This is a genomic window from Thermodesulfovibrio sp. TK110 (assembly GCF_054658355.1).
In genome coordinates this window covers 1,605,787-1,632,607 of the sequence record NZ_BAAHNB010000001.1, presented here as the reverse complement: position 1 = coordinate 1,632,607, position 26,821 = coordinate 1,605,787, and the positions used below count along the sequence as shown (strand labels likewise).

Here is a 26,821-nt window from a genome sequence, read left to right as displayed (position 1 = left end):
GGGAGGTAAAAGATGCTTGATTTAGCGTTAAAAGGCAGACCAAGATACTGGATTTGGGTATCCTTTTTAATAACAATGATACTTATTGGTTTTATATGCTGGATGAGGGAACATCACATTGGTGCAGCTTTTACAACAGGACTGAGCAGAGATGTAACTTGGGGATTCCATGTTGGCCAGTTAACCTTCTTTGTTGGTGTTGCAGCCTCTGCTGTGCTTGTTGTCCTTCCCTACTACTTCCACAATTATAAAGTTTTTGGAAGAATAGCTGTTATTGGAGAATTTCTTGCTGTTGGATGTGTCCTTATTGCTATGCTTTCTGTTTTTGTTATCATGGGACAGCCTTCCCGTGTGTGGAATGTTTTGCTTCATGCAACACCGCATTCAATTATATTCTGGGATATGGTAGTTCTTATAACCTATTTATCTCTTAATTTACTTTGTGGATGGACAGTTCTTCATGCAGAGAAAAAAAGTGCTCCTCCGCCAAAATGGATTAAACCATTTATTTACTGGGCAATTCTATGGGCACCCTCAATTCATACAGTAACTGCTTTCCTGTATGCTGGCTTACCTGGAAGACCTCACTGGATGACAGCTTTGCAGGCAGCTCACTTTCTTGCAACAGCCTTTGCAGCAGGTCCAAGTCTTCTTATTATACTAAGCATGATAATCAGAAAAGTTTCAAAATTTGATCCAGGTCAGCAGGCAATTAACAAACTTGCAGAGATAGCTACTTATGCTTTAATAATTCATTTATTCTTTATAGGACTTGAATTCTTTACTGCCTTTTATAGCCAGATTCCAGATCACATGAAATCATTAATATATCTCTATCAAGGACTTGAAGGACATAACAGACTTGTTCCATGGATGGCTGTATCAACACTGCTTGCATTTATTGGATTAATCATATTCATATTCCCACCTTTAAGAAAGTGGAATGTGACCAAACTAATTGCTGCTGCATGTGTATTTTTCTCCATATGGATGGACAAAGGATTTGCCTTTGTAGTGAGCGGTTTTATTCCAAATCCCTTTGACAGAGTCACAGAGGCATGGATAGCTCTGAATGAATTTCTTGTGGCTGCAGGGGTATGGTCAGTGGGAGCACTGGTAATAACAGTGCTTTATAAAATAGCAATCACAGTTAAAGAAAAGGCAGTATTTGACAAATACGGGCAGAAACAGGTTATAGAGTAGAGATTTAACTTATCAAAACCAGTTTTAAGGGCGGTTTTAACCGCCCTTTTTATTCAAAAGAACTGAAAAGAGAATGCTTTTCCTTTAATGAAGCCTTTATAAATTCTCTAAATAAAGGATGGGGTCGGAAAGGTTTTGACTTAAACTCTGGATGAAACTGGCAGCCTAAAAACCATGGATGGTCTTTTAATTCAATTATTTCTACAAGTTGTCCATCAGGAGAACTACCACTGAACACAACACCTTTTTCCTCAAGTAAAGGTATATACTTGTTATTAAACTCGTATCTGTGTCTATGCCTTTCTGAGATTTCCTTTGTTTTATAGGCTTCATAGGCTTTTGTACCTTCTTTAAGTACACATGGATATGCTCCAAGTCTCATAGTGCCACCTTTTTGTGAATCAACTGTTCTCACCTCATATCTTCCAGTTCTTGGATTAAACCATTTTTCCATTAAATAAATAACAGGATGTTCTGTATCAGGATCAAACTCAGTGGAATGGGCACCATTAAGACCTGCCAGATTTCTGCTTAATTCTATAACAGCACACTGCATTCCAAGACATATTCCGAAGAAAGGAATTTTGTTCTCCCTGGCATATCTTATAGCTTCAATTTTACCTTCAATACCTCGACTACCAAATCCTCCTGGAATTAAAATACCATGCGCATCTGAAAGATATATTTTTGCTCCATCCTTTTCTATATCTTCTGAGTTCACCCATAGAATGTTAACCCTTGCCTCATTAGCTATTCCACCATGAATCAGTGCTTCATTCAGACTTTTATATGAGTCCTTTAATCCTACATACTTACCAACAACAGCTATATTAACCTCTGTTTTAGGATTCTTAATTCTCTGAACCACCTCTTCCCATTCAGTTAAATCGCCAAATCTATGAGGCAAACAAAGCTTTTTTTCAATTAGCAAATCAAGCCCCTCGTTTTTAAAGTTCAAAGGAACTTCATAAACTGTCTCTACATCATGAGCTGAGATAACAGAGTCAAAATCAAGGTTGCAGTGGAGAGCTATTTTTTTCTTAAGTGCATGAGGTAATGGACGATCTGCCCTGCAAAGCAGAATATCTGGTTGAATTCCTATTGCTCTTAAACTGTTAACACTGTGCTGGGTTGGTTTTGTTTTTAGTTCTCCAGCACTTTTTACATATGGAACAAGGGTAAGATGAATATAAAGCACATTTTCTCTACCCACATCATATCTGAATTGTCTTATAGCTTCAAGAAAAGGAAGTCCTTCAATATCTCCCACTGTTCCACCTACTTCTACAATAACCACATCAAAATCGTTTTCTCCTGCTGCACTTTTTATGGCATCTTTTATTTCATCTGTAACATGGGGAACAACCTGAACAGTATGACCAAGATAATCGCCTCTTCGTTCTTTTGAGATAACATTAAAATAAATTTTACCTGAAGTATAGTTATTAACATGTGAGGTTGTTAAATGAGTGAATCTTTCATAATGCCCGAGATCAAGATCAGTCTCACAACCATCATCAGTAACATAAACCTCTCCATGCTCAAATGGACTCAGAGTGCCAGGATCAACATTTATATAGGGATCAAGCTTTTGAATTGTAACTTTAAAGCCCTTTGATTCAAGCAAAGCACCAATTGAAGCTGCTGCTATGCCTTTGCCTAAGGCTGATACAACTCCACCAGTTATAAATATGTATTTAGGCATTGCTCAGCTACCTCCAGGTCTTCTGGTGTATCTATTCCAAAGGAATCATATTCTGTTAAAGCAACCTTAATTTTAATACCATTTTCAAGAGCTCGCAACTGCTCCAGAGCTTCTATTTTTTCAAGCCTTGATTGAGGAAGTTTTACAAAATTTTTAAGAATTTCCACTGTATATCCATACATTCCTATATGTTTGTACATGAAGTCATTACCTGAAATACCATTTAAATATTTTTCTCTATCAAATGGTATTGGGCAGCGTGAAAAATAAAGAGCATAGCCTCTCTCATCAAAAACAACTTTTACCACATTGGGATTCTGAAAATCCCTTTCATCTTCAATTTTTTTTGCAAGAGTTCCAATGAATTGATTTGCACCGGAACATTCTTTCATAAGATTTATAAGCTGGTCAATCATCCGGTGGTTTATCAAAGGTTCATCTCCCTGAAGATTAATTACAATTGATTTATTGTTTAAATTATATCCATCCTTTATTAATATATCAACTGCCTGAGCAATTCTGTCAGTTCCTGATGGATGCATTTTTGATGTCATTATAGCTTTTCCACCAAAGGCATTAACACATTGAAATATTCTTTCATCATCTGTTGCCACAAAAACATCATCAATCAAACGACATGCTTTTGCTCTTTCATATACATGCTGAATAATAGGTTTATCTTTTAAGATAGCAAGAGGTTTTCCAGGAAATCTTGTAGAAGCAAATCTTGCTGGTATAATAACTGTAACCATAAACTCAACTTTTATGATAACATAAATATCTGATGCTGTGGCCAAATTTTATAGGAGAAACAAAACAGTATTGCCTTAAAACAATTAAAAAATATTTCCTGCCAGTTTTATCAGCTTTTGGATTGGTATTGAGTTTTCCACCTTTTAATCTATTTTTTCTTGCATGGTTTTCTTTTTTACCGTTTTTTTTATTTTTAAACAGAGCTCAGAATTATAAAACTGTATTTAAAGGTGGTTTAATTTTTGGATTTTTCTATTTCTTAGGAAATGTTTACTGGATATATCATTCTCTATATTACTATGGTTCAGTACCTCTTTTATTGAGTTATATTATTGTTGGATTGCTCAGTTTGTATCTTGCGTTGTATCCTGCTTTTTTTTCTCTGTTATACAAAAATCTATTAAAAAATAACCTACCTACTTCATTTTACGCTCCTTTTATATGGGTTAGTCTTGAAGTTCTAAGAAATTATCTTTTCACAGGCTTTCCATGGGCATTGATAGGGTATAGCCAGTATAAATTTTTAATAATCGCACAGGTTGCTGATATCACAGGCATTTATGGAATTTCTTATCTTGTTATACTTTTTAACTGTTTTCTTTTTGATTTATGGAGTTTTAAGGATAAAAAAATTTATTATCCTCTCTTACCATATCTTCCGCATATTATAAATATAGTTGCCGTTTTATTAATTTTCGTTTTATGTATAGTATACGGAATAAAAAAGCTTTATGAACCTGTGATAGGTAAAGAGTTCAGGGTAGCTGTAATTCAGGGAAGCATACCTCAAAATGAAAAATGGGATTTTAATAAACTAAATGAGATTTTAAATATCTATAAAGACCTTACAATAAAAGCCAGAACTTATAATGCTCAACTTATTGTTTGGCCTGAAACAGCAGTTCCTTTTGTGTTTGAAAAAAATAAGTATTTCACTTTAGATTTAATAAATTTTGTTAAAGAGCAAAATATATATCTGCTCTTTGGAAGTATAATGGAAAGACAGAAGGATTATTACACAAATAGTGCTGTTTTAATTGATCCAAATGGAACAATTGCCTATTATTATGATAAAATACATTTAGTACCTTTTGGAGAATATGTTCCCTTAAGAAAAGTTTTATTTTTTATTAACAAATTAACAGTTGGAATAGGAGATTATAAGCCTGGAGACAGTTATAATGTAGCAATCACACCATTTGGAAGATTTGCAACTTTAATTTGCTATGAAATTATTTTCCCTGGACAAGTAAGAAAATTTTATCAAAAAGGTGGACAGTTTATTGTAAATATTACAAATGATGGATGGTTTGGAGTTACATCTGGACCATATCAGCATTTTTCAATGGCAGTATTCAGAGCAATTGAGAATAGAAAACCTTTGATAAGAGCAGCTAATTCTGGTATTTCAGGTTTTATAGACAGTAAGGGAAGAATTATAAATAAGACAGCTTTGTTTGAAAGAACTTATTTAATTGAAGATATTCAGGGTAATGAAAAAATAAGTTTTTATACAAAATATGGAGATATATTTGCCTATTTCTGTATTGTCTTTTCATTGATTTTTGTTATAGGAAACATAAGATTTGGAGGTAAAAGATGGTTACATATGAGGATTTAAAAGTTGTTTTAAAGGAAACTAAAGAGAGAATCTTTTCCTTGAGAGGTTGTCTTTGAGATAGATAAGCTAAAGAGAAGACTACAGGATTTAGATAAAGAGCTTCAGAAAGAAGAAATCTGGCAGAATATAGAAAAAATAAAAGAAATCCAGAAAGAAAAAAATAAACTTTCAGAGGTAGTTGAACCTATTGAAAATATTACTGACAGATTTTTGTATCTTGAAGAATCTTTCAGTATTGCTGAATCAGAAGAAGAAGGATATCTTCTTTTGGAAGATTTAGAAAGTGAAATAGAGAATATAAAGTCTCAGATTAAAAGCCTTGAAATTCAGCTTCTACTTAGTGGAGAGCATGATAAAAATAATGCCATTGTATCCATTCATCCTGGAGCTGGTGGAACAGAAAGTCAAGACTGGGCTGAGATGCTTATGCGTATGTATTTAAGGTGGGCTGAAAAAAAAGGTTTTAAAGTGCAAATTATTGATTTACAGGCAGGTGAAGAAGCTGGAATCAAAGATGTTACATTTACTGTTGAAGGACAATATGCTTATGGATATTTGAAATCAGAAGCAGGAATTCACAGACTTGTAAGAATATCACCATTTGATGCTAATAAAAGAAGACATACTTCTTTTACAGCTGTTTCTGTTTTACCTGAAATAGAGGATGATATTAAAGTGGAAATAAAAGATGAGGATTTAAGAATTGATACTTTCAGAGCCTCAGGAGCAGGGGGACAACATGTAAATAAAGTTTCATCTGCTGTAAGGATTGTTCATATTCCAACTGGTATTATTGTTACATGCCAAACAGAAAGGTCTCAACATAGAAATAGAGAAATTGCAATGAAGATTTTGAAATCAAAGCTTTATGCTCTTTTACAAAAAGAGCAGGAAAACAAAATTAAATCTATTACAGGTGATAAAAAAGAGATAGCATGGGGTAATCAGATAAGATCATACATTCTTCATCCTTACAGGTTAATAAAGGATCATAGGACTAATATTGAAGTTTATAGTGTTGAAGAAGTTTTAGATGGAGATATAGATATTTTTATTGAAACATATCTTAAAAAGTTTGCTTCAATTTCTTAATTTTTTTGTTTTAGTTTTTAGAAGTAGCTATAGGGGTATTTATTATGTTTAAAATTGTTTTTTTGCTTTTTTTATAAGAGTTTTGCTTGTTTAAAAGTTTTGTTGATTTTTTAACAGATTTAACAACTTGTGATTAAAATGATTTTAAATATGCAGGAAATGTTAATAACTATAAAGTTTTTAACATTTTATTGCTCAGTTTGTTAATTATAGGATATAATGAAAAGGTTTAAAATTGGCATATAAGATGAAACTATTTGAATTTAAAAAGTTTTTTATTTTAACAGGCTTTTAACAATAAAGTTTTTAACAAATGTTAAAAAGTTGTTAAAAAATGAATGATATAAATAAAATCTGGCAAAAAACTTTAGAGATTATTGCACAGAAAGTTGGAGAATCAACTTTTGAATTATGGTTTTCTCCTATAAAACTTTTAGATATAAAGAGTTTAGAGGCTTTAATTGAGGTTCCTAACAGATTTTTTAAGGATTGGATAGAAGACAATTTTCCTTCAATAATAAGTGATGCTTTATATCAGATTACTGGCAATCAAATCTCAGTTCGTTATATTATTACAGGTAAAGAGAGAGAGTCTGTTTTAACTGAGGAAAAAAAGCAGGGAGTAAAAAGAGGTAATTTGAATCCTAAATATACTTTTAATACCTTTGTTGTAGGTCCTTCAAATCAGTTTGCCCATGCAGCAGCGCTGAGAGTTGCTGAAAATCCAGGATTTGCCTACAACCCTCTTTTTATATATGGTGGGGTTGGGCTTGGTAAAACTCATTTAATAACAGCTATTGGAAATTATATTCTGGACAAAAAACCTGGAGTTAATGTATGCTATATGTCTTCAGAACAATTTACAGGAGAGTTTGTTTCTGCAATAAGACATGAAAAAATGCCAGAGTTCCGACAAAAGTACAGAACCTTAGATGTATTTCTTGTAGATGATATTCAATTTATTGCAGGTAAGGACTCAACTCAGGAAGAGTTTTTTCATACTTTTAATGAACTTTACAGTAAACAAAAGCAAATAGTTATATCCAGTGATAAACCACCAATGGAGATTTCTGATATTACTGACAGGCTTCGTTCAAGATTTGGAATGGGTCTTATTGCAGATATTCAACCACCAGAAATAGAAACAAGGATTGCAATTTTATATAAAAAAGCTGAACTTGAAGGAGTTCAACTTCCTGAAGATGTAGCTTATTTTATCGCATCAAGAGTTAAATCAAATGTTAGAGAACTTGAAGGCTCTTTAATCAAACTGTGTGCATATATTTCAATTACAAAGACTCCAATAACCATGGATCTGGCAAAACATGTTTTAAGAGATTTACTGCCTGATGAAAATAAACCAATTACAATTGATTTAATTCAGAAAGCAGTCTGTGAAGCCTTAGGAATCAGAGTTCATGATATAAAGTCAAAAAAAAGAACTAAAGAGATTGCAAATGCAAGGAAAATAGCCATGTATATAACAAAAAAATTAACAAATCTTTCATTGGCAGAAATCGGTAATGCTTTTGGAGGTAAGGACCATGCAACTGTTATATATGCTTGTAAGCAGATAGAAAAGGATAAAGAAAAAGATGAAGCTCTTGCAAAATTGATAGACAGCATTATAAGAAAATTGCAGATGAATAAACTTTGAATAGGTAAAAGCCGGCTACATCAGCTAATAATAGTTGTAACAGGATAGTGTAAAAAAGCAGGAGATTGCAACTCAAGATTTATAAATGTAATAAAAGGAGGATACCATGCATGTAAAAATTAAAAAACAAAAGATACAGGATGCTCTTTCAAAAATTCAAAATATTGTTGAAAAAAAGAGCATTATGCCTGTATTGAACCATTTTCTTATGGATGTTACTGATTCTGTATCTATTTTAGCTACTGATCTTGAAACTGCTGTAAGACTACCACTGGAAGCAGAAATTTTTGAACATGGTAAAAGCTGTATACCTGCGAGAAAATTTTATGAAATTGTAAAAGAACTTGATGAAGAGATTGAAATTAAACTTTCAGAGGGATGGCTTAAAATTCAGAGTGGCAGAACAAATGTGAGACTTGCTGTTTTAGATGCTTCTGAATTTCCTGTTTGGCCACAGATTGGCGAGGCTTCTCAAATTAATTTATCAAGAGATCTTCTTCTTACAGCAATAGATAAAACAATCTATGCTTCAGGAGAAGCTGATGCAAGATATGTTTTAAATGCTCTTCTTTTTGAAATAAAAGAGTCACACCTTCATGTAGTTGGTACAGATGGACATAGACTTGCTCATTTTAAGGTAGCTGTAGATACAGACACAGAAGCCTTAAAAGTTATATTATCAAAAAAATCTTTAAATGAATTAAAAAAATTCTTATCCAGCACTGAAAATGTTTCACTTAATATTGGCAAAACACATGTAATGATAGAAATGGATGGAATAAGTTTTCTCAGCAGAATGATAGAGGGTAATTATCCTGAGTATGAAGCAGTTATTCCAAGAAATAATCCATTGGTAGCTGTGGTTGACAGAGATTTATTGATAAATTCATTGAAAAGAGTCTCTGTTTTAAGCAGAGAAAGACAGAATGCTGTAAAAACAGAATGGAGTGAGGATTTAGTTGTTATTTCTGCATCAGACCCTGAAATTGGAGAGGCTCAGGATTCTCTCAGCATTGATTATCATGGAGACTCCATTGTTATTGGCTTTAATGCAAAGTATTTAATAGATGCTCTTGAGCGCATAGCATCAGATAAAGCAAAGATTATGATGAATGCCCCAGAAAAAGCTGTATATATAACAGATGCTCATGATACTTCCTTTGTTTATGAATGTGTTGTTATGCCTTTAAGACTTTAAACTTTGAACTTTGAACATTGAATTGCCCGAGGGGCGTCTGAATCACCATAAAAGGAGGTATTGTGAATAAAGAAGAAACTTACAGAGTTGAAGACATAAAAATTCTTAAGGGACTTGAAGGTGTAAGAGCTCGTCCTGCAATGTATATTGGCTCTACAGGAATTGAAGGATTACATCATCTTGTTTACGAAGTGGTGGACAATAGCGTGGATGAGGCTTTAGCAGGATTCTGTAATAAGATTGAAGTTTACCTGCACAAAGATGGAAGCTGCACTGTAAGTGATAATGGCAGAGGTATTCCAATAGGAATTCATCCTGATGATCCAGAGGGCAGAACTGCTCTTGAAATTGTTCTTACAGAGCTTCATGCAGGAGGAAAGTTTGAATCCAAAGCTTACAAGGTTTCAGGTGGACTTCATGGAGTAGGATTAAGTGTTGTCAATGCCCTTTCTGAGGAGCTTGAGGTTGAAGTAAAAAGAGAAGGCAGAGTAGTAAGACAAAAGTATTGTCGTGGTATACCTCAGGAAAGTCCTAAGGTTGTAGATCAAACAACAATCACAGGTACTAAGATAAGATTTAAACCTGATCCTGAAATATTTGAAGTTACAGAGTTTTCAAGGGAGATTCTTGCTGAGAGATTTAAGGAACTGGCTTATTTAAACAAAGGATTAAAAATTATTCTTACTGATGAAAGGGATGGTTACTCTGAAGAATTTATAAAGGAAGGAGGAATAGTTTCTTTTGTTGAAGATTTAAGCAAAAATAAAAAGCCTTTACATCCCAACCCAATATATATTTCAGGTGAAAAAGACAGAATTATTGTTGAAATTGCTATTCAATACAATTCCGGGTTTTCAGAAGAGATTCTTACCTTTGTTAATAACATTAATACAAGAGAAGGTGGTACCCATTTAGTAGGTTTTAAATCTGCTCTTACAAGAACAATAAATACTTATGCTCTGCAGAATGGACTTTTAAAAGAGGGTAAAGAGTCTCTTTCTGGTGAGGATGTAAGAGAAGGTATTGTGGCTGTAATAAGTGTTAAGATTCCAGAGCCTCAGTTTGAAGGACAGACAAAAATGAAGCTTGGCAACAGCGAGGTAAAAGGAATTGTAGAAACAATTGTTAATGATAAACTGGCAAGATGGCTTGAGGAAAATCCTAATTATGCAAGGAAAATTGTTGAAAAAGCAAAAGAAGCTGCCCGTGCCCGTGAAGCAGCTAAAAAGGCAAAAGAACTTACCCGCAGAAAAGGTCTACTTGAAGACACAACTCTTCCAGGAAAACTTGCTGACTGCACTGAAAAGGACCCTTCTCAAGCAGAGCTTTTTATTGTTGAGGGAGATAGTGCAGGTGGTTCAGCAAAACAGGCAAGAGATAGAAGAACTCAGGCAGTGCTCCCACTGAGAGGTAAGATTTTAAATGTAGAAAAGGCAAGAATTGATAAAATGTTGAGTTCAGAAGAGATAAAAACTCTTATAACAGCAATTGGAGGTGGTATTGGAAAAGAAAATTTTGAACCTGAAAACATCAGATACCATAAAATAATTCTTATGACAGATGCTGATGTTGATGGTGCCCATATAAGAACTCTTCTTTTAACATTTTTCTACAGACAGATGCTTCCTTTAATTGAAAAAGGCTGGCTTTTTATAGCTCAGCCCCCCCTTTACAGAGTAAAAAGAGGTAAATGGGAGAAATACATTCAAACAGAGGATGAAATGAATGAATTTCTGATGGATATTGCAGTTGATGAGGTTTCATTAATTGTTCAGACAGACTTAGAAACAAAGAAAAATTTTCTCCGATTACTTTTTGATTATGGAAGAGTTCTTCAAGATTTTGAAAGAAAAGGATTTTCACCATCTTACATTGAGCAGATGCTCAGAACACGAGAAAGCAGGATTTATGAGTTAAAGGATTTTATACTTCTTAAGAACATATTTGAAAAACTTCAATCAATTCAGGAAATAAGAGAAGACAAAAATTATATTATTAAGATTAAAAATGAAGAGGTGAAAACACCATCTTTATGGGAGCTTTACAGTAAAATCATGGATGCTGTAAAAAAAGGGCTTACAATTCAAAGATATAAAGGACTTGGTGAAATGAATCCAGAACAGCTCTGGGAAACCACAATGGATCCTGAAAAAAGAACTTTACTGCAGGTTACAGTTGAAGATGCTCAAAAGGCAAATGAGATATTTACCATACTTATGGGAGACGATGTGGAACCAAGAAAGGAATTTATTATAAAGCATGCTCTTGAGGCAAGAAATCTTGACATTTAGGAGTGCCTATGCTTGATATAAAATTTGTTAGAGAAAATCCAGAAAAAATAAAAGAAGCACTCCAAAAAAGAGGTTATGAAATTGATTTTGATCAGTTCTTATCCCTTGAAGAAGAAAGGCTAAAACTCTTAAGAGAGATTGAGAATAAAAGAGCCATAAGAAATTCCGTATCTCAGGAAATTGCAAAATTAAAGAAGTCTACCCATGACACAGCAATACTGCAAGCTCTCATTCTTGAGATGCGTCAATTAGGAGAAGAATTGAATGATATTGAAAATAAGCTTAGAGAAGTTGAGGAGAAGGTGCAGAACTTTCTTCTTTATATTCCTAATATTCCCCATCACACAGTTCCTGTTGGTAAGGATGAAACGGAAAATGTTGAGATAAGAAGATGGGGCGAGCCACCAGATTTTGATTTTGAGCCACTTAATCACTGGGATATTGGAGAGATTCTTGGAATAATTGATTTTGAGCGTGCTGGTAAAATTGCAGGAAGCAGATTTGCTGTAATGAGAGGTCTTGGTGCTAAGCTTGAGCGTGCACTTATTAATTTTATGCTTGATTTACATACAACTAAAGGATATGTTGAAGTTTTTCCACCACTTCTTGTAAATAAAGCATCCATGACAGGAACTGGACAGCTTCCAAAGTTTGAAGAGGATTTATTTAAAACCAATGATCCAGAGTTCTATCTTATTCCAACCGCAGAGGTTCCTGTAACAAATCTTCATAGAGAAGAGATTCTCTCAGAGGATGATTTACCCATTTATTATGCTTCCTATACTCCATGCTTTCGTCGGGAAGCAGGTTCTCATGGAAAAGATGTTAGGGGACTTATAAGACAGCATCAGTTTAATAAAGTGGAGCTTGTTAAGTTTGTAAAGCCAGAAGACTCATACAATGAATTAGAATCTCTTACACGGGATGCAGAAGAAGTTCTTCAGAAGCTTGGACTTCCTTATAGGGTTGTGGCACTTTGCACTGGAGACCTTGGTTTTGCTTCAGCAAAAACCTATGATATAGAAGTCTGGCTCCCAGGGCAGAAGCGTTACAGAGAGGTGAGCTCTTGTTCTAATTTTGAGGATTTTCAAGCAAGAAGAGCAAACATAAGATTTCGTAGAAGAGGGAAAAAAGGAACAGAGTTTGTTCATACATTGAATGGCTCAGGACTGGCAATTGGAAGAACAGTTGTTGCCATTCTGGAAAATTATCAGCAGAAAGATGGCTCTGTTAAAGTTCCTGAGGCTTTAATACCCTATATGGGTATTGATGTAATAAGATGATTCAGCCAGTAATTGATTCTTCAGGTATTATTCATATTTTTAAAGGTAAACAGGCAGAGCCAATTAAACTTATAATTGGAGAGATTTTAACTGCGGAAATAATGGATATATTTCCCGCAGGTACAATTCAGGTAAAGATAAACAATAGAATTCTTAATGCCCAACCCCAGAGAGAACTTTTTTTAAATAAAGGCGATACTGTGATGGTGAAAGTTGAAAAACCTCTTCCTGATGGAACAATTCCTCTGAGAGTTTTATCTACCTCTGAAGATGAAGGGAAAGCCATAATAAAGGCTGAAAATCAAATATCAGACAAAATTTTTAAACTTTTTGAATCCCTTTTTTTGCCTGATACCACCAAGGCAAAGCAGACACAACAGGCTAAGATGGATTTAATTAAAGCATTGCTGTCAATTCCATCAGAAAATCTTTCAGAAGCACAAAAAACTATGCTCATGCAGAAAGTAATTGATGCATCTGAAACTGTAGAGCATCTTCAGCAGTTAATAAAACTTCTTGAGAAGAACAACTTTCCAAAAGAGGAGATTGCCAGGCTAACAGACATAATTATAACAAACCACGAAGAACTTACATCAGGAAAATTAAAAAATACTCTTTTTAATACAGGAGTATCCTTTGAAGCAAAAATGAAGCAGGCTCTTTTTGATAGTTTTAAGATTGAACAGATTAAAGAGGATCTGAAAACTATTCTTGATGACATAGCTAAACACGCAAAAACAGCGGGTATGGAAGAAATAGCTGATAAAGCACAGCAGATTCTTAGACAGATAGAAGGGTTTCAAGTTCTTTCAAAAACCTATCAGAGTTTTTTCACCTTTCTTCCTGTTTTCTGGAAGGATATTGAGGGTGGAAACTTTGCATTCAGAACCCTCAAAAAGCAGGGGAAAGACTATCATACAGTGTTTGTAAATCTCAGGATAAAAGAAGACTCTCTATCATTTGTCGTTACAATGATAAATAAAAGCTTTTTTGTGAGTTTTTCTGGAAAACCTGAGATTATGCAGATTATTAAAAGCTATGAGGAAGAACTTAAAAAAAGATTTCACAGGCAGGGGCTGCTTCTTTCAGGAATAAACTATGTTACAAAAATTGAGGAACTTTTAAAACAGTGGCAAATACAGGAAGGATTGGTTAGTGTAATAATATGAAAGAAGACAGGAAGGCAGTAGCATTAAAATATGAAAAAGAAAAGAACACTGCCCCAACAGTTGTAGCAAAGGGAAGAGGATGGATTGCTGAGAAAATTATAGAGCTTGCAAGACATCATGGAGTGCCGCTTAAGGAAGATGAAACTTTAGTTGAGGTTCTTTCAAAGCTTGACCTTTATGAGGAGATTCCTGTTGAATTATACAAAGCAGTAGCTGAAATCCTTGTTTTTGTTTATCAGATTAAGGGAAAGATTAAATGATTGATATTTTAAATAGAATAGTTGAGGTAAAAAAAATAAGAGTCAATGAGCTAAAGAAAATTAAGTCAATTGAAGAAATAAAAAAACAGGCACAGAGCATTAAAATTCTTTCTCAATTTTATGATGCTATAAAAAGATTGCCCCATGAACCAATAAAGCTTATTGCAGAGATAAAAAAAGCATCTCCAGTTAAAGGACTGCTTAAAGAGTATGATGTGTTAAAGATGGCTGATTTATATATATCTTCTGGTGCAGATGCTATTTCAGTGATAACAGAAGAAGATTTTTTTCTTGGAAGCCCAGAGTTTTTAACAAAACTAAAAGAAAAATATCCTTATTTTCCTGTTTTAAGAAAGGACTTTATTTTTGATGAATACCAGATATATGAGTCAAAACTGCTCAAAGCAGATGCTATTCTTTTAATTGCTTGCATTTTAACTAAAGAGCAGTGTAAAAATCTCTATGAAATTGCAAAGTCTCTTCAAATGGATGTTTTATTTGAAGTTCACGATGAAGAAGATTTAGAAAAAGCTTTTTTTGCAGAGGTTGATATAATAGGAATAAACAACAGAAACCTTAAAACAATGAAGATTGACCTTAATACAACTTTAAGGCTTAAAAAATTAATCTCAGAGGATAAAGTTACAGTCAGTGAGTCAGGAATTTCTGAAAGAACTCATGTTGAAAAGCTTCTTAAAAATGGAATAGATGCCATATTGGTGGGAACATCAATAGTTTTAAGCAATGATCCAAAAGAAAAAATAAAGGAGCTAAAGGATGTCAAAGCTTTATATTTCAGGTAATCAGGCAATTGCTTATGGATTAATTCACGCTGGAGTAAGATTTATCACAGGATATCCAGGAACCCCTTCAAGTGAGATTATTCCTGCAGCACAGGAGATTGTTAAAATCAATTCTGTTAAAGCCTATGTTGATTGGGCTATTAATGAAAAAGTTGCCTATGAAGTAGCCTATGGAGCATGCCTTGCCAACATAAAGAGTGCTGTAACAATGAAGCAGGTGGGACTGAATGTGGCAATGGATCCATTTATGAACTCTGCCTATGTGGGAACTGTGGAAGGATTTGTAGTAATAAGTGTTGATGATCCAGGTCCTCATTCATCTCAAACAGAGCAGGATAGCCGTTTTATGGCAATGGCAGCAAAGATTCCTGTTTTAGACCCTTCAACTGTAGAGGAAGCCTATGATTTTGCAAAGAAAGCCATTGAATTAAGCGAAAAATACAGCATTCCAGTTATGCTTCGTAGCACCACGAGGATTTCCCATGGAAGAGCAGTTGTGGAAATAGAGGATAAAATGCTTGATGGCAGCATAAAGCCTGAGTTTAAGTCTTCAAAGGATTGGGCTAAACAATTAGCAAGGTTTGCAGCAACTCCAAAACAAAGACTTGAACTGCATAGAATTTTAAATAAAAAGATTGAAAAAATTGCTGAACAAAATAAACCTCAGCTCTTTTTTAATGGAGATATTCTCATTTTTTCAAGCGGTGCTGTATTTGCATATCTTTATGAACTTATTGAAGAATACGGACTACAGGATAAAATTACTCTTTCTAAATTTGACATGCCCTATCCTTTATCAAAGGAAATAGTTAATTTTAAGGAAAAATTCAGCCGTGTAATTTCTGTTGAAGAATCATATCCAGTTATAGAACTACAGCTTGATACAGAGGGAAGAAGAAATGGTATAGTGCCCAGAGAAGGAGAGCTTACACCAGAGGTCTGCGAGGAAATTCTTGAAAAAATTGGTTTGATTAAAAGGACAAAAACATTCACTCTACCTCCTCTTAAAAAGCCTTCTCTTTGTCCTGGATGTGCTCACAGAATAGCTCTTTTTGCAGTTAAAAAAGTATTTGGCAAAAAGGCAATATATGCTGGTGATATAGGTTGTTATACACTTGCTCTTAATTTTAATGTTACTGACTCAGTGCTAAATATGGGTGCGAGTGTTTCTTTTGGTTTTGCTTTTAGTAAAGCTTTTGAACTCGGGCAACAACAGCAGTATGTGGTTTCAATAATTGGAGATTCAACATTTTTTCACTCAGGAATTCCTCCTTTAATTGACGCTGTTCATTACAGAGTTCCCCTTTTAGTCGTTATTCTTGATAACAAAAGCGTTGCAATGACAGGAAATCAGAAAACCCTTTCTGATGAGTTGAGCTCTTTTGGTGAGCCTGTAACACCAGTTGTTATTGAAAATGTGATAAAAGGCATAGGAGTTAAATTTATTCATGTGGTTGATCCCTATGATTTTGATGTTTCAGTAAAAATTCTTAAGGAGGCAAAAAATTTTCTTAAGAGAAAAGAGCCTGCGGTTATTGTATTCAGACATCTATGTATTAATACAAAAGAAGGATTTAGTGCTAATCCAAAGTATAGTGTTCAGATTTCAAAGGAACTTTGTAAAGGATGCAGAATTTGCATCTTAGAATTTGAATGTCCTGCAATAATTTTTAATGCAGATGAAGGCAAGGCAGAGATTGACAGAACACTTTGCATAGGTTGCGGATGCTGTATCCATGTATGTCCTGTAAAGGCAATTGTTTTGATATAATATTTAGAGGGCTTGAAAGAATGAAACTGGTATTAATTGGTAAAGGTGGACAGGGCGTAATATTCTTTTCAAAGATGATTGCCCAGGCTGCAATCAAAAAGGGCTTTTCTGTGCGTTCAAATGAAATCAAGGGAATGGCTAAAAAAGGTGGGACTGTTGAGGTTCAGATGAAAATTAATGAGGGAATGAGCGGCGTTGTTCGCAAAGGCTCTGCTCAGATAGTTATTCTTTTAAGCGAAGATTTGATTGATTATGCAAAAACTTTTTCTGATAGAGTTTTTACATTTACCAGAGAAGAAATTGATAGGGCTTTAAATTCTGTACCAATGCGTTATGTAAATACTTTTTTGCTTGGAGTATTTGTAAAGAAGACAGATTTTTTTACCTGTGAAGATTTTATCCATATTCTTGATGAGGAAAATAAAAAATCTTTCATAAAGGGGTGTGAATATGTTCAATCCTCAGCAGGAAACTCTTCCAAGAGAGGAAATTGAAAAAATTCAGCTTGCAGGATTAAGAAAAACATTAAAATATCTTAAAAATTCAAAATCAAAGCTTAAAGAAAAGTATAAACACATTGAGCCAGAAGACATCCACAGCCTTGATGACTTAAAACTTCTCCCATTTACAACAAAGGATGAACTAAGAGATTGCTATCCTTTTGAGCACATAGCCAGGGATGTTTCAGATTGTGCAAGGATGCATATGAGTTCAGGCACAACTGGAGTTCCTGTTATTAATGCTATGACAAAAGGAGACATTGCTCAATGGGGCGAGATAATGGCAAGATGTCTTGCCTGTGCAGGAGTCACAGAAAAAGATAGACTTCAGATAATGCCTTCATTCGGGCTTTTTAATGGCGGATTTGGTTTTCACTATGGTGCAGAGCGTCTTGGCTGCTTTATAGTTCCAGCAGGTGCTGGTAGGTCACTTATGCAGCTTAAACTTATTAAAGAACTTGAAGTAACTGCAATAGGAGCAATTGCATCCTATCCTGCAAGGTTAATTGAGGTTGCTCGTGAGAGCGGTTTTGATTTTAAAGAAACCAAATTGAGAGTTGCCATACTTGGGGCTGAAACATGGTCAGATGAATACAGGCGAAGGATTGAAGAAGAGATGAACGTAAAAACCTTTGACATAATTGGACTTACTGAAACAGGTGGAGTCGGTCTTGGAATTGATTGTCCTGCAAGAGCAGGTATTCATGTATGGGAAGACCATTACATTGTTGAGGTAATAGATCCTGAAACAGGTAAACCTGTATCTGCAGGACAGGAAGGAGAGATGGTTATAACAACTCTTACCCGTGAAGGGTTACCACTTCTTAGGTATCGCACAAGGGACATATCAAGCATTTTATCTTATGAAAAATGTGATTGTGGAAGATCTCATGTTCGTGTAAACAGAATTCGTGGAAGAACTGATGACATGCTGAAAGTTAAAGGAGTTAATTTTTATCCATCACAGGTTGAGCAGATTTTGCTTAAATACAAAGGACTCTCTCCATATTATCAGCTTGTTATAGAAACTATAAAAGGCAAGGATGAGATGACAATTATTGTAGAAAAGGCTGACAATGGAATTACTCAAAAGGAGCTTGAACATCTTGACCTTGAACTTTATGACTTTTTAGGTTTTCACAGTAAAATTCAGGTTGTACCAGAAGGAACAATTCAGAGAGTTCCTGGCAAAGCAGTAAGAATCGTGGACAAAAGAAAGAAAATTTAAAACACTGTTAAGAATGTTCCACGTGGAACATTCTTAACAAAATTCTCCTTTTACTATAAAAACAGATCTATCGCTGTGTTCTACAACATTTCTTGAAACAGAGCTCCACAAGATTCCCTCAATAAATCCTTTTCCATAAACTCCCCTTACAATACAGGTTATATCCTCTTGATTTGCCAGTTTTATAATCTCAGCTGATGGTTTTCCGATGGAAAGATGAGACTCACACAATCAGGCATTAAGGTTTAACAGTCATTAATAATTCTGATATAATTGTTAAAAACAAACAAAAGAGAAAAAAGGTTGGATAAGTGAAGTTATATAAAATTGCCCTCATACAGAGGGAAGTGTTTAATAATCTAAAAGGTTATAAATATGCCAAACTAATGCAATGGAGGAGATATATATGCCTAACAATAAACTTGATATAACAACATTAGAAAACTGGCTTTGGGAAGCTGCTTGTAGAATCAGAGGAGAAGTAGATGCTCCAAAATACAAGGATTATATACTTCCTATAATATTTCTCAAAAGACTTTCTGATGTTTTTGAAGATGAGATATTGAGACTATCTGAAGAGTTTGGCGATAGAAAAACGGCTGAGCAAGAAATAGAAAAAGATCATAAACTGGTGCGTTTTTATCTTCCCAAAAAAGCAAGATGGGAAAACATATCAAAACAAACCACTAATGTTGGAGAGTATTTAACTGATGCAGTGCGAGAAATTGCCAAAGAAAACCCTGATCTTCAAGGTGTTATAGATATAGTTGATTTCAATGCAACAGCAGCAGGACAGAGAATTATAAGTGATGAAAAACTCAGAGATTTAATAAACATCCTTGGCAGGTATAGGCTTGGTTTAAACGATGTGGAGCCTGATATCTTAGGTAGAGCATACGAGTATCTTTTAAGAAAGTTTGCGGAAGGTTCAGGGCAAAGTGCAGGAGAGTTTTACACACCAAAAGAAGTTGCCATACTAATGGCACACATATTAGACCCACAGCCAGGAATGGAAGTATACGACCCAAGTTGTGGATCAGGTGGTTTACTCATCAAAACTTATCTAAGGTTTAAAGAAAAATATGGAGAAGACGGTAAAATAGACCCTATAAAATTCTACGGTCAGGAAATTTTACATACTACATTTGCCATGGCTAAGATGAATGTATTTATTCACGATATGGAGGGAGAAATTGTTCTTGGTGATACAATGACAAATCCCAAGTTTTTAAACTCAGATGGTTCTCTTAAAAAGTTTGACCTTGTAGTGGCAAATCCTATGTGGAATCAGAACTTTCCACAATCTGTTTATGAAAACGACCCATATAACCGTTTTATCTTTGGTTATCCCCCTTCAAACACCGCTGACTGGGGATGGGTTCAGCATATGTTTGCATCTTTAAAAGATTTTGGGAAAATGGCGGTTGTCCTTGATACTGGTGCAGTTTCAAGAGGTTCTGGAAACGCAGGAAGAAACAAAGAAAGAGATATAAGAAAAGAGTTTGTGGAAAGGGATTTTATAGAGGCTGTTATACTACTTCCGGAAAATCTTTTTTACAACACAACAGCACCGGGAATTATTATGGTTATCAACAAAGCAAAACCAGAAGATAGAAAAGGGCATATACTACTAATAAACGCTTCAAAACTTTATGAAAAAGGCAGACCAAAGAACTACTTACCAGAGGAAGCTATTCAAAAAATTTCTGATATTTATCTTAATTGGAAAGAAGAGGACGGCATAAGTAAGATTATCACAAAAGAAGAAGCAGCAAGAAATGACTATAATCTTAGTCCATCTCGGTATGTTGCACAAAACGGTGAAGAAGATACAATACCCCTTGATGATGCAATAGTAAGGCTTCAAGAAGCGGAAGAAGAAAGAAGAGAAACTGATGAAAGATTAGAAAAGGTGTTGAAAGAGTTGGGGGTATGGAGTTGAGAAAGTTGAGAGTTTATAGAGTTCATAGAGTTGAGAGTTCATAGAGTTTATAGAGTTTGTGAAGTTGAGGAGTTGGTAGGGTGTTATGATAGAAAATCAAAATGTTGAGTTTAAAGAAAACTGGAAAGATGAATATCTGAAGGTTATCTCTGCATTTGCTAATACTAATGAGGGTTTAAATCTGAAGTTCAAATTTTAGATACAGTTGAAGTAAGAGGGAATTTATTTCAACAGTTAGATGGAATCATGAATGCTATAAAAAAGCATATCAATGTTAAATTTGATACCTCTGTAAAAGATTTAAAGTTAGAAGAATTAGCTCGTAAGGATATTTGGGAATATCCTTTGGAAGCTTTGCGTGAAGCTGTTATTAATGCATTAATACACCGTGATTATTTAGGCACTGCTCCAATTCAAATAAAAATCTATGACGATAAAATTACAATATGGAATTTAGGCAAACTTATGCCTCCTCTAACTATTGAAAGCTTAAAAAAGCCACATTCTGGTAATCAAAGAAACCCACAAATTGCTACTATCTTTTACTATGCTGGATTTATTGAAGCTTGGGGTTCTGGCACAGTAAAGATGATAAATCTCTGTAAAGAGCAAGGACTACCAGAGCCTGAGTTTATTGAAAGTAGAGAAGGGATTGGCGGATTTACGGTTGAGTTTTATAAAGATATTTATACAGAGGAAAATTTACGAAAAATGGGACTAAATGAAAGACAGATTAAAGCGGTGATGTATGTCAGGGAAAAAGGTAAGATAACTAACGAAGAATACAGAAAGATAAATGATATTTCAGATAGAACTGCCCTTAGAGATTTAAATGACCTTTGTAATAAAAATATTTTTGAACGCGAAGGAAGAACTGGCCGAAAAACATCATACTTTTTAACCCGACAAAAACCAGACAAAGCCGACATTAATCCGACAGAAAGCCGACAAGATAAAAATCTAAAAAAATGGAAAGAGGTTTAAAAATATGAGTGAGAGAGTTCATGGAGTTCATAGAATTTATAGAGTTGAAAGCTCTGAGTTCAAAGAAACAGAGATTGGATTGATACCAAAGGATTGGGAAGTGGTGAGATTGGGAGAGGTGGCTAATATTTCTGCAGGGGGTTCAGCACCACAGGGAGAAAAATTCTTCAACGGCAATAACCCATTTATTAGAGTTCAGCATATTGATAATGAAAGTTATAAAATAAATAATTGTGATTACATTACTGATGAAGCGGTAAGAAAATATAGACTTAAACTTTTTCCAAAGGGAACAATTGTATTTCCTAAAAGCGGGGCAACAATTTATTTAGAGAAAAGGGCAATGCTTCCTTTTGATAGTTATATTGTTAGCCATTTATGTGCTGTAAATTCTAAAATACCTGAATTATCACAAGAGTTTTTATTTTATGCTTTGATAAAAACAAAATTTGCTGAAAATAAGGGCGATGGATATCCTACATTAAATCTCTCTGAAGTTAAGAATTTCAAACTCCCCCTTCCGCCCCTTTCAGAGCAAAAGGCTATTGCTTATGTTTTATCTACAATACAGGAAGCAATAGAAAAAACCGAGCAAGTTATTAAGGCAACAAAAGAACTAAAGAAATCCTTAATGAAGCACTTATTTACCTACGGACCTGTAAGCTTGGAAGATGCGCAAAAGGTGGAGTTAAAAGAAACAGAGATTGGATTGATACCAAAGGATTGGGAAGTGGTGAGATTGGGGGAGGTGATTATTAACGACTCTAAAGACGAGAAATTTATAAAAATGAACAGGTTCAATTTATTACCTTTCATACCTATGTCAATTATACCTGAAAATTCGCTTTATATTACTGAATGGGAAATGAGGGCAAAAGAACAGATTAGAAGCGGGATAATTGTGCAAAATGACGATTTATTAATTGCCAAAATAACACCTAGTTTTGAAAATGGCAAACAGGGTATTGTTAAAGGTCTTCCTTATGGCTGGGCACTTGCAACAACAGAAGTAATACCCGTTAGAGTTAATAATAAACTTTGTTCTGAATTTATAGCTTACTATTTGCGATTACCAAAGGTTAGATATAACCTTGCTTCTAAAATGGAAGGTACCACTGGAAGACAAAGATTACCTAAATCTCAACTTGTGAATCTTCAACTCCCCATTCCACCTTTACATATTCAGCAACAGATTGCTGAAATCCTAAAAACTGTTGATGACAAAATTCAAGCAGAAGAAAACAAGAAAAAAGCTCTTGAAAGTTTTTTTAAATCAATGCTTCATAACCTTATGACTGGAAGGATTAGAGTTGATAGAGTTGAGAGTTAATAGAGTTAATAGAGTTAATAGAGTTAATGGAGTTCGTAGAGTTAATGGAGTTAATGGAGTTGAGAGTTGAAAGTTGAGGGTTAAAGGATGGGGAAGATAAAGAGATTTGAGGATATTGGAGCATGGCAGAAAGCAAGGATGCTGGTGAATAAAATTTATTCAATCACAAGTGACGGTTTATTTACAAAAGATTTAGCATTAAAAGACCAAATTAGAAGGGCATCTATATCCGTTATGCTAAATATAGCTGAAGGATTTGCAAGAAAAACAAAAAAAGAATTTGCCAAATTTTTGTATATTGCCCATGGTTCAGTTGCAGAAGTTCAATCTTCTTTATACATAGCATTAGATTTAAAATATATATCAAATGAACAATTTTCTTCACTGTATAGCGACTGCGAAGAAATTTCAAAAATAATATCAGGCCTTATAAAATATCTGGAGGATAAACAATGACAAACTCTAACAACTCTAATAACTCTAATAACTCCACAAACTCTATAAACTCTATAAACTCTACAAACTCTACAAACTCTATAAACTCTATAAACTCTACAAACTCTATAAACTCTATAAACTCTACAAACTCTATAAACTCTATAAACTCTAATCTTGGCTCTGAAAGATACTCCGTCCAAAAACCAATAATAAACTATGTGTGTGAGGCATCTTCAGAATATGAAATATCAGGCGGTGAAAAATTTTACCTAAATCTTGGCTGGGAATATGTAAGCCCAAACGAAGCACTTAAACTAAGAGGCGGAGAAACTGGATTTATATTTAAAGAAGTTTTCATTAAACAAATCCTAAAACTAAACTATTTTATGACACAAGATTTAGCTGAAGATTTGATAAAACAACTTGAAAGAATCCCTTCAAACATTGAAGGCAACTTTATAGCTTGGGAATATTTAAAAGGCTTAAAAACCATTTATGTCCCATCTGAAAAAAGAGAAAGAAATGTAAAATTTATAGACACAGAAAATATTGATAACAACATCTTTCAGATAACCGATGAATTTGAATTCAGCAATGGGACAAAAACCATAAAACCGGACATAGTATTTCTTATCAACGGTATTCCTATTTTTCTGATTGAAACCAAGTCTGCCCATAAAATTGATGGCATGAGTGAAGCATTAGGCCAGGTAAAAAGATATCATCATGAAGGTCCAGAGCTTATGAAAATCCTTCAGGTATTTACAATTACACACTTAATAAAATTCTATTACGGTGCTACTTGGAACACATCAGCAAAATCTCTTTTAAATTGGAAAGAAGAAATAAAGGAGTTTATAGAGTTAGGAGTTCATAGAGATGAGAGTTTACTACCAAACTCTATAAACTCTATAAACTCAACTAACTCTATAACTTTCGAAACCCTTGTTAAAACATTCTTTGATAAAAAAAGAGTTGTAAAAGTATTAACAGATTTTATATTATTCACAAAACAAGATGGAGAACTTAAAAAAGTAGTCCTTAGACCACACCAAATGAGAGCGGTTGATAAAATCATTGAAAGAGCTTCATCAGACAAAAAAAGAGGACTAATCTGGCATACACAAGGCTCTGGAAAAACATACACCATGATAGTCTCAGCACAAAAGATTATTGAAAATCCTATATTTAATAACCCTACCGTAATAATGCTTGTTGATAGAAACGAGCTTGAAAGTCAGTTATTTGGAAATATAAAAGCATTAGGTATTGAGTCTGTTGAGGTTGTAAAAAGTAAAAAACACTTACAAGACCTTCTTTCAAACGATAAAAGAGGACTTATCATTACAACTATCCAAAAGTTTGAAGGCATGCCACCAAATATTAACACAAGGGACAACATCTTTGTCCTTGTTGATGAAGCCCACAGAACCACCAGCGGAAAACTTGGCAACTACCTTATGGGAGCATTACCAAATGCCACATACATTGGCTTTACAGGAACGCCTATAGACAAAACTGAACATGGAAAAGGAACCTTCGTAATTTTCGGTAAAGATGACCCACCCCATGGATACTTAGATAAATACGGCATAGCGGAATCCATAGAAGACGGCACAACTGTCCCATTACATTACACACTTGCACCTAACGAGCTTCAAGTGGATAAGGAAACCTTAGAAAAAGAATTTTTAAATCTTAAAGATGCTGAAGGAATAAGCGATATAGAAGAACTCAACAAAATCCTTGAAAAAGCTGTAAATCTAAGAAATATGCTAAAAAGTAAAGATAGAATTAGTAAAATAGCTGAGTTCATAGCAAAACATTACAAAGAATATATTGAGCCTATGGGATACAAAGCTTTTGTTGTTGCTGTAGACAGAGAAGCTTGTGTATTGTATAAAGAAGAGCTTGATAAACACCTACCAGAAGAATACTCTAAGGTTGTATATAGCTCATTTTACAATGACCCACCAGAGCTTAAAAAACATCATCTTTCAGAAGATGAAGAACAAAGAATAAGAAAAGCATTTAGAAAACCAGATGAACTTCCAAAAATACTTATTGTTACAGATAAACTATTAACAGGTTTTGATGCTCCTATCCTTTACTGTATGTATTTAGATAAACCGATGAGAGACCATGTCCTACTGCAAGCAATTGCAAGAGTTAACAGACCTTACGAAGATGATGAAGGACGAAAAAAACCCTGCGGTTTTGTTTTAGACTTTGTTGGCATATTTGATAATCTTGAAAAAGCACTGGCTTTTGACTCTAAGGATATTGCTGGAATTGTTCAGGATATAAATGTTTTAAAGGATAGATTTTCTCAAGAAATGAACTCTAAGGGACAGAAATATTTATCTATTATCAAGGGAAAATCACCAGATAAAGAAATTGAAGCACTTCTTGAATATTTCATAGACGAAGAAAAAAGGCATGAGTATTATCAATTTTTCAAAGAGTTATCAAATATGTATGAGATTATATCACCAGATGCATTTTTAAGACCCTTTATCAATGATTATGAAACACTTGCAATTATATACAAAATCTTAAAAGAAGCTTATGACTCAAACACTCCAGTTGATAAAGAATTTACCAAAAAGACAGCCCAGTTAGTCCAACAACATACAAAAATTGCAGGGATAAAAGCAACCTTTGACATTTACGAAATTAACGAAGATACATTAAGAAAATTAGAAGAAAGTAAAGTCAGCGATACAGAAAAGATTTTTAACCTTGTTAAAAGTATTCAAGAGCATATAAAGAAGGAAGCATCAAAATCACCCTATCTTATTTCTATTGGTGAAAAAGTTGAGCTTATTACTGAATTGTATAAACAAAGACAGAAAAACACTCAACAGACCTTAGAAGAACTTAAAAAACTTACCGAAGATATAAACTCTGCTAAAAAAGAACAGATAGAGAAAAACATGTCAACAGAAATTTTTGCCATTTACTGGATATTAAAAAAAGAAGGTTTTACAAAAGCTGAAGAGTTGGCAAACAAAATGCAAGATGTTTTATCCAACAATCCTTACTGGTATAAAAGTGATAAACAAGAGCGAACAGTTAGGCAAAAACTTTACCAAGTGCTGATAACATCCGGTGAAGTTGAGGTTGAAAAAGTGTCAAGTATAGCATCAAAAATTATAGATACTCTCAAAAAAGGTGTTAAAAATGATTTCACCTGATTTATTCAAAGAAGATGTTTGGAGGTTGGCAAAAGAGATTGGCGTTAAGCCAAAGGAGATACACATACGGAAAATGAAAAGAAAACTGGCAAGCTGTTCAAGTAAAGGAAGGTTAACTTTTGATATAACCCTCTTAAATGAAACAAAAGAAGTCAGGTATAAGGCAATCCTGCATGAACTTCTTCATTTGAAGTATCCAAACCATGGCAAAATGTTTACAATCGTGTTGAAGACCTATTTAGAAAGAAGCTTATCAAAGAGAGATAAAAACTAAGATCAAACACCCAGATATAATTGACTTATGACATAATGCCGATTGAAAATATGGGATTCGGGCAACTTTGCGGATACTTCATGTCCTTGCTTAGCCATGCTGGATCGGTTATATAACAGAGT

Annotated in this window: 22 protein-coding genes; 19 read left to right on the top strand and 3 right to left on the bottom strand. The window is 34.2% G+C overall.

Features of this window, described 5'->3' with window-relative positions; translation table 11 throughout:
• Positions 1 to 12 precede the first annotated feature (12 nt).
• Positions 13 to 1,203 (top strand): sulfate reduction electron transfer complex DsrMKJOP subunit DsrP, encoded by a 1,191-nt coding sequence (gene dsrP, locus ACYQ3X_RS08625; protein ID WP_460181406.1) that lies wholly within the window; start codon positions 13 to 15, stop codon positions 1,201 to 1,203.
• 49 nt (positions 1,204 to 1,252) lie between these two features.
• Here the strand turns inward: dsrP and ACYQ3X_RS08620 are convergent, their stop codons facing one another.
• Positions 1,253 to 2,908: a CTP synthase gene (locus tag ACYQ3X_RS08620; protein WP_460181405.1), complete on the bottom strand. Its 1,656-nt coding sequence runs from the start codon at positions 2,906 to 2,908 to the stop codon at positions 1,253 to 1,255.
• The gene (gene kdsB, locus ACYQ3X_RS08615; RefSeq protein WP_460181404.1) at positions 2,887 to 3,660 is read right to left on the bottom strand and encodes a 3-deoxy-manno-octulosonate cytidylyltransferase; all 774 of its coding nucleotides are present in this window, start codon (positions 3,658 to 3,660) and stop codon (positions 2,887 to 2,889) included. The genes ACYQ3X_RS08620 and kdsB overlap by 22 nt, the downstream gene beginning before the upstream one ends.
• Before the next feature lie 32 nt (positions 3,661 to 3,692).
• Between kdsB and lnt the strand changes: the two genes are divergently transcribed.
• From lnt to ACYQ3X_RS08555, 12 genes are all read left to right on the top strand, one after another.
• Positions 3,693 to 5,282 (top strand): apolipoprotein N-acyltransferase, encoded by a 1,590-nt coding sequence (lnt, locus tag ACYQ3X_RS08610; RefSeq protein WP_460181403.1) that lies wholly within the window; start codon positions 3,693 to 3,695, stop codon positions 5,280 to 5,282.
• A protein-coding gene (gene prfB, locus ACYQ3X_RS08605; RefSeq protein ID WP_460181402.1) for a peptide chain release factor 2 occupies positions 5,261 to 6,374 on the top strand; the annotation gives its coding sequence in 2 pieces (ribosomal slippage) (positions 5,261 to 5,335 and positions 5,337 to 6,374; 1,113 coding nt in all). Before lnt ends, prfB begins: the two co-directional genes overlap by 22 nt.
• A gap of 334 nt (positions 6,375 to 6,708) precedes the next feature.
• Positions 6,709 to 8,031 (top strand): chromosomal replication initiator protein DnaA, encoded by a 1,323-nt coding sequence (gene dnaA, locus ACYQ3X_RS08600; protein ID WP_460181401.1) that lies wholly within the window; start codon positions 6,709 to 6,711, stop codon positions 8,029 to 8,031.
• A gap of 106 nt (positions 8,032 to 8,137) precedes the next feature.
• Positions 8,138 to 9,229: a DNA polymerase III subunit beta gene (gene dnaN, locus ACYQ3X_RS08595; protein WP_460181400.1), complete on the top strand. Its 1,092-nt coding sequence runs from the start codon at positions 8,138 to 8,140 to the stop codon at positions 9,227 to 9,229.
• Positions 9,230 to 9,291: 62 nt separating this feature from the next.
• On the top strand, positions 9,292 to 11,520 hold the full coding sequence (gyrB, locus tag ACYQ3X_RS08590; protein WP_460181399.1) for a DNA topoisomerase (ATP-hydrolyzing) subunit B: 2,229 nt from the start codon (positions 9,292 to 9,294) through the stop codon (positions 11,518 to 11,520).
• Between the two features lie 8 nt (positions 11,521 to 11,528).
• Positions 11,529 to 12,803 carry a serine--tRNA ligase gene (serS, locus tag ACYQ3X_RS08585; protein ID WP_460181398.1) on the top strand — a complete coding sequence of 425 codons (1,275 nt, stop codon included), beginning with the start codon at positions 11,529 to 11,531 and terminating at the stop codon, positions 12,801 to 12,803.
• Positions 12,800 to 13,972, top strand: a complete 1,173-nt coding sequence (locus ACYQ3X_RS08580) for a hypothetical protein (protein ID WP_460181397.1) — start codon at positions 12,800 to 12,802, stop codon at positions 13,970 to 13,972. The genes serS and ACYQ3X_RS08580 overlap by 4 nt, the downstream gene beginning before the upstream one ends.
• Positions 13,969 to 14,232 carry an EscU/YscU/HrcU family type III secretion system export apparatus switch protein gene (locus ACYQ3X_RS08575; RefSeq protein ID WP_460181396.1) on the top strand — a complete coding sequence of 88 codons (264 nt, stop codon included), beginning with the start codon at positions 13,969 to 13,971 and terminating at the stop codon, positions 14,230 to 14,232. The genes ACYQ3X_RS08580 and ACYQ3X_RS08575 overlap by 4 nt, the downstream gene beginning before the upstream one ends.
• Positions 14,229 to 15,035, top strand: a complete 807-nt coding sequence (gene trpC / locus ACYQ3X_RS08570) for an indole-3-glycerol phosphate synthase TrpC (RefSeq protein ID WP_460181395.1) — start codon at positions 14,229 to 14,231, stop codon at positions 15,033 to 15,035. The genes ACYQ3X_RS08575 and trpC overlap by 4 nt, the downstream gene beginning before the upstream one ends.
• Complete coding sequence (locus ACYQ3X_RS08565; protein WP_460181394.1) at positions 15,010 to 16,806, top strand: thiamine pyrophosphate-dependent enzyme; 1,797 nt, start codon at positions 15,010 to 15,012, stop codon at positions 16,804 to 16,806. Before trpC ends, ACYQ3X_RS08565 begins: the two co-directional genes overlap by 26 nt.
• 20 nt (positions 16,807 to 16,826) lie before the next feature.
• The gene (locus ACYQ3X_RS08560; RefSeq protein WP_460181393.1) at positions 16,827 to 17,300 is read left to right on the top strand and encodes a 2-oxoacid:acceptor oxidoreductase family protein; all 474 of its coding nucleotides are present in this window, start codon (positions 16,827 to 16,829) and stop codon (positions 17,298 to 17,300) included.
• Entirely contained in the window at positions 17,257 to 18,534 is a 1,278-nt protein-coding gene (locus tag ACYQ3X_RS08555; RefSeq protein ID WP_460181392.1) for a phenylacetate--CoA ligase, read from the top strand. The genes ACYQ3X_RS08560 and ACYQ3X_RS08555 overlap by 44 nt, the downstream gene beginning before the upstream one ends.
• Positions 18,535 to 18,567: 33 nt before the next feature.
• Here ACYQ3X_RS08555 and ACYQ3X_RS08550 read toward each other — a convergent pair whose 3' ends face one another.
• Positions 18,568 to 18,765 carry a universal stress protein gene (locus tag ACYQ3X_RS08550; RefSeq protein ID WP_460181391.1) on the bottom strand — a complete coding sequence of 66 codons (198 nt, stop codon included), beginning with the start codon at positions 18,763 to 18,765 and terminating at the stop codon, positions 18,568 to 18,570.
• A gap of 175 nt (positions 18,766 to 18,940) precedes the next feature.
• Here ACYQ3X_RS08550 and ACYQ3X_RS08545 point away from each other — a divergent pair, with 175 nt between their 5' ends.
• The 6 genes from ACYQ3X_RS08545 to ACYQ3X_RS08520 all read left to right on the top strand — a co-directional run bounded on the left by ACYQ3X_RS08545 (position 18,941) and on the right by ACYQ3X_RS08520 (position 26,699).
• On the top strand, positions 18,941 to 20,476 hold the full coding sequence (locus tag ACYQ3X_RS08545) for a type I restriction-modification system subunit M (protein ID WP_460181390.1): 1,536 nt from the start codon (positions 18,941 to 18,943) through the stop codon (positions 20,474 to 20,476).
• Between the two features lie 246 nt (positions 20,477 to 20,722).
• A complete protein-coding gene (locus ACYQ3X_RS08540) occupies positions 20,723 to 21,460 on the top strand; it encodes an ATP-binding protein (protein ID WP_460181389.1) in 738 nt (245 codons plus the stop codon).
• Between the two features lie 4 nt (positions 21,461 to 21,464).
• Positions 21,465 to 22,790: a restriction endonuclease subunit S gene (locus tag ACYQ3X_RS08535; protein ID WP_460181388.1), complete on the top strand. Its 1,326-nt coding sequence runs from the start codon at positions 21,465 to 21,467 to the stop codon at positions 22,788 to 22,790.
• 87 nt (positions 22,791 to 22,877) lie between these two features.
• On the top strand, positions 22,878 to 23,246 hold the full coding sequence (locus ACYQ3X_RS08530) for a four helix bundle protein (protein ID WP_460181387.1): 369 nt from the start codon (positions 22,878 to 22,880) through the stop codon (positions 23,244 to 23,246).
• A complete protein-coding gene (locus tag ACYQ3X_RS08525) occupies positions 23,243 to 26,425 on the top strand; it encodes a type I restriction endonuclease subunit R (RefSeq protein WP_460181386.1) in 3,183 nt (1,060 codons plus the stop codon). Before ACYQ3X_RS08530 ends, ACYQ3X_RS08525 begins: the two co-directional genes overlap by 4 nt.
• Complete coding sequence (locus ACYQ3X_RS08520) at positions 26,412 to 26,699, top strand: M48 metallopeptidase family protein (RefSeq protein WP_460181385.1); 288 nt, start codon at positions 26,412 to 26,414, stop codon at positions 26,697 to 26,699. Before ACYQ3X_RS08525 ends, ACYQ3X_RS08520 begins: the two co-directional genes overlap by 14 nt.
• Positions 26,700 to 26,821 lie beyond the last annotated feature (122 nt).

Excerpts from the sequence above, each read along its gene's own strand:
- dsrP (WP_460181406.1), top strand. The coding sequence starts at position 13 with ATGCTTGATTTAGCGTTAAAAGGCAGACCAAGATACTGGATTTGGGTA.
- ACYQ3X_RS08620 (WP_460181405.1), bottom strand. The coding sequence starts at position 2,908 with ATGCCTAAATACATATTTATAACTGGTGGAGTTGTATCAGCCTTAGGC.
- kdsB (WP_460181404.1), bottom strand. The coding sequence starts at position 3,660 with ATGGTTACAGTTATTATACCAGCAAGATTTGCTTCTACAAGATTTCCT.
- lnt (WP_460181403.1), top strand. The coding sequence starts at position 3,693 with ATGCTGTGGCCAAATTTTATAGGAGAAACAAAACAGTATTGCCTTAAA.
- dnaA (WP_460181401.1), top strand. The coding sequence starts at position 6,709 with ATGAATGATATAAATAAAATCTGGCAAAAAACTTTAGAGATTATTGCA.
- dnaN (WP_460181400.1), top strand. The coding sequence starts at position 8,138 with ATGCATGTAAAAATTAAAAAACAAAAGATACAGGATGCTCTTTCAAAA.
- serS (WP_460181398.1), top strand. The coding sequence starts at position 11,529 with ATGCTTGATATAAAATTTGTTAGAGAAAATCCAGAAAAAATAAAAGAA.
- ACYQ3X_RS08580 (WP_460181397.1), top strand. The coding sequence starts at position 12,800 with ATGATTCAGCCAGTAATTGATTCTTCAGGTATTATTCATATTTTTAAA.
- ACYQ3X_RS08575 (WP_460181396.1), top strand. The coding sequence starts at position 13,969 with ATGAAAGAAGACAGGAAGGCAGTAGCATTAAAATATGAAAAAGAAAAG.
- trpC (WP_460181395.1), top strand. The coding sequence starts at position 14,229 with ATGATTGATATTTTAAATAGAATAGTTGAGGTAAAAAAAATAAGAGTC.
- ACYQ3X_RS08565 (WP_460181394.1), top strand. The coding sequence starts at position 15,010 with ATGTCAAAGCTTTATATTTCAGGTAATCAGGCAATTGCTTATGGATTA.
- ACYQ3X_RS08560 (WP_460181393.1), top strand. The coding sequence starts at position 16,827 with ATGAAACTGGTATTAATTGGTAAAGGTGGACAGGGCGTAATATTCTTT.
- ACYQ3X_RS08555 (WP_460181392.1), top strand. The coding sequence starts at position 17,257 with ATGTTCAATCCTCAGCAGGAAACTCTTCCAAGAGAGGAAATTGAAAAA.
- ACYQ3X_RS08545 (WP_460181390.1), top strand. The coding sequence starts at position 18,941 with ATGCCTAACAATAAACTTGATATAACAACATTAGAAAACTGGCTTTGG.
- ACYQ3X_RS08540 (WP_460181389.1), top strand. The coding sequence starts at position 20,723 with ATGAATGCTATAAAAAAGCATATCAATGTTAAATTTGATACCTCTGTA.
- ACYQ3X_RS08535 (WP_460181388.1), top strand. The coding sequence starts at position 21,465 with ATGAGTGAGAGAGTTCATGGAGTTCATAGAATTTATAGAGTTGAAAGC.
- ACYQ3X_RS08530 (WP_460181387.1), top strand. The coding sequence starts at position 22,878 with ATGGGGAAGATAAAGAGATTTGAGGATATTGGAGCATGGCAGAAAGCA.
- ACYQ3X_RS08525 (WP_460181386.1), top strand. The coding sequence starts at position 23,243 with ATGACAAACTCTAACAACTCTAATAACTCTAATAACTCCACAAACTCT.
- ACYQ3X_RS08520 (WP_460181385.1), top strand. The coding sequence starts at position 26,412 with ATGATTTCACCTGATTTATTCAAAGAAGATGTTTGGAGGTTGGCAAAA.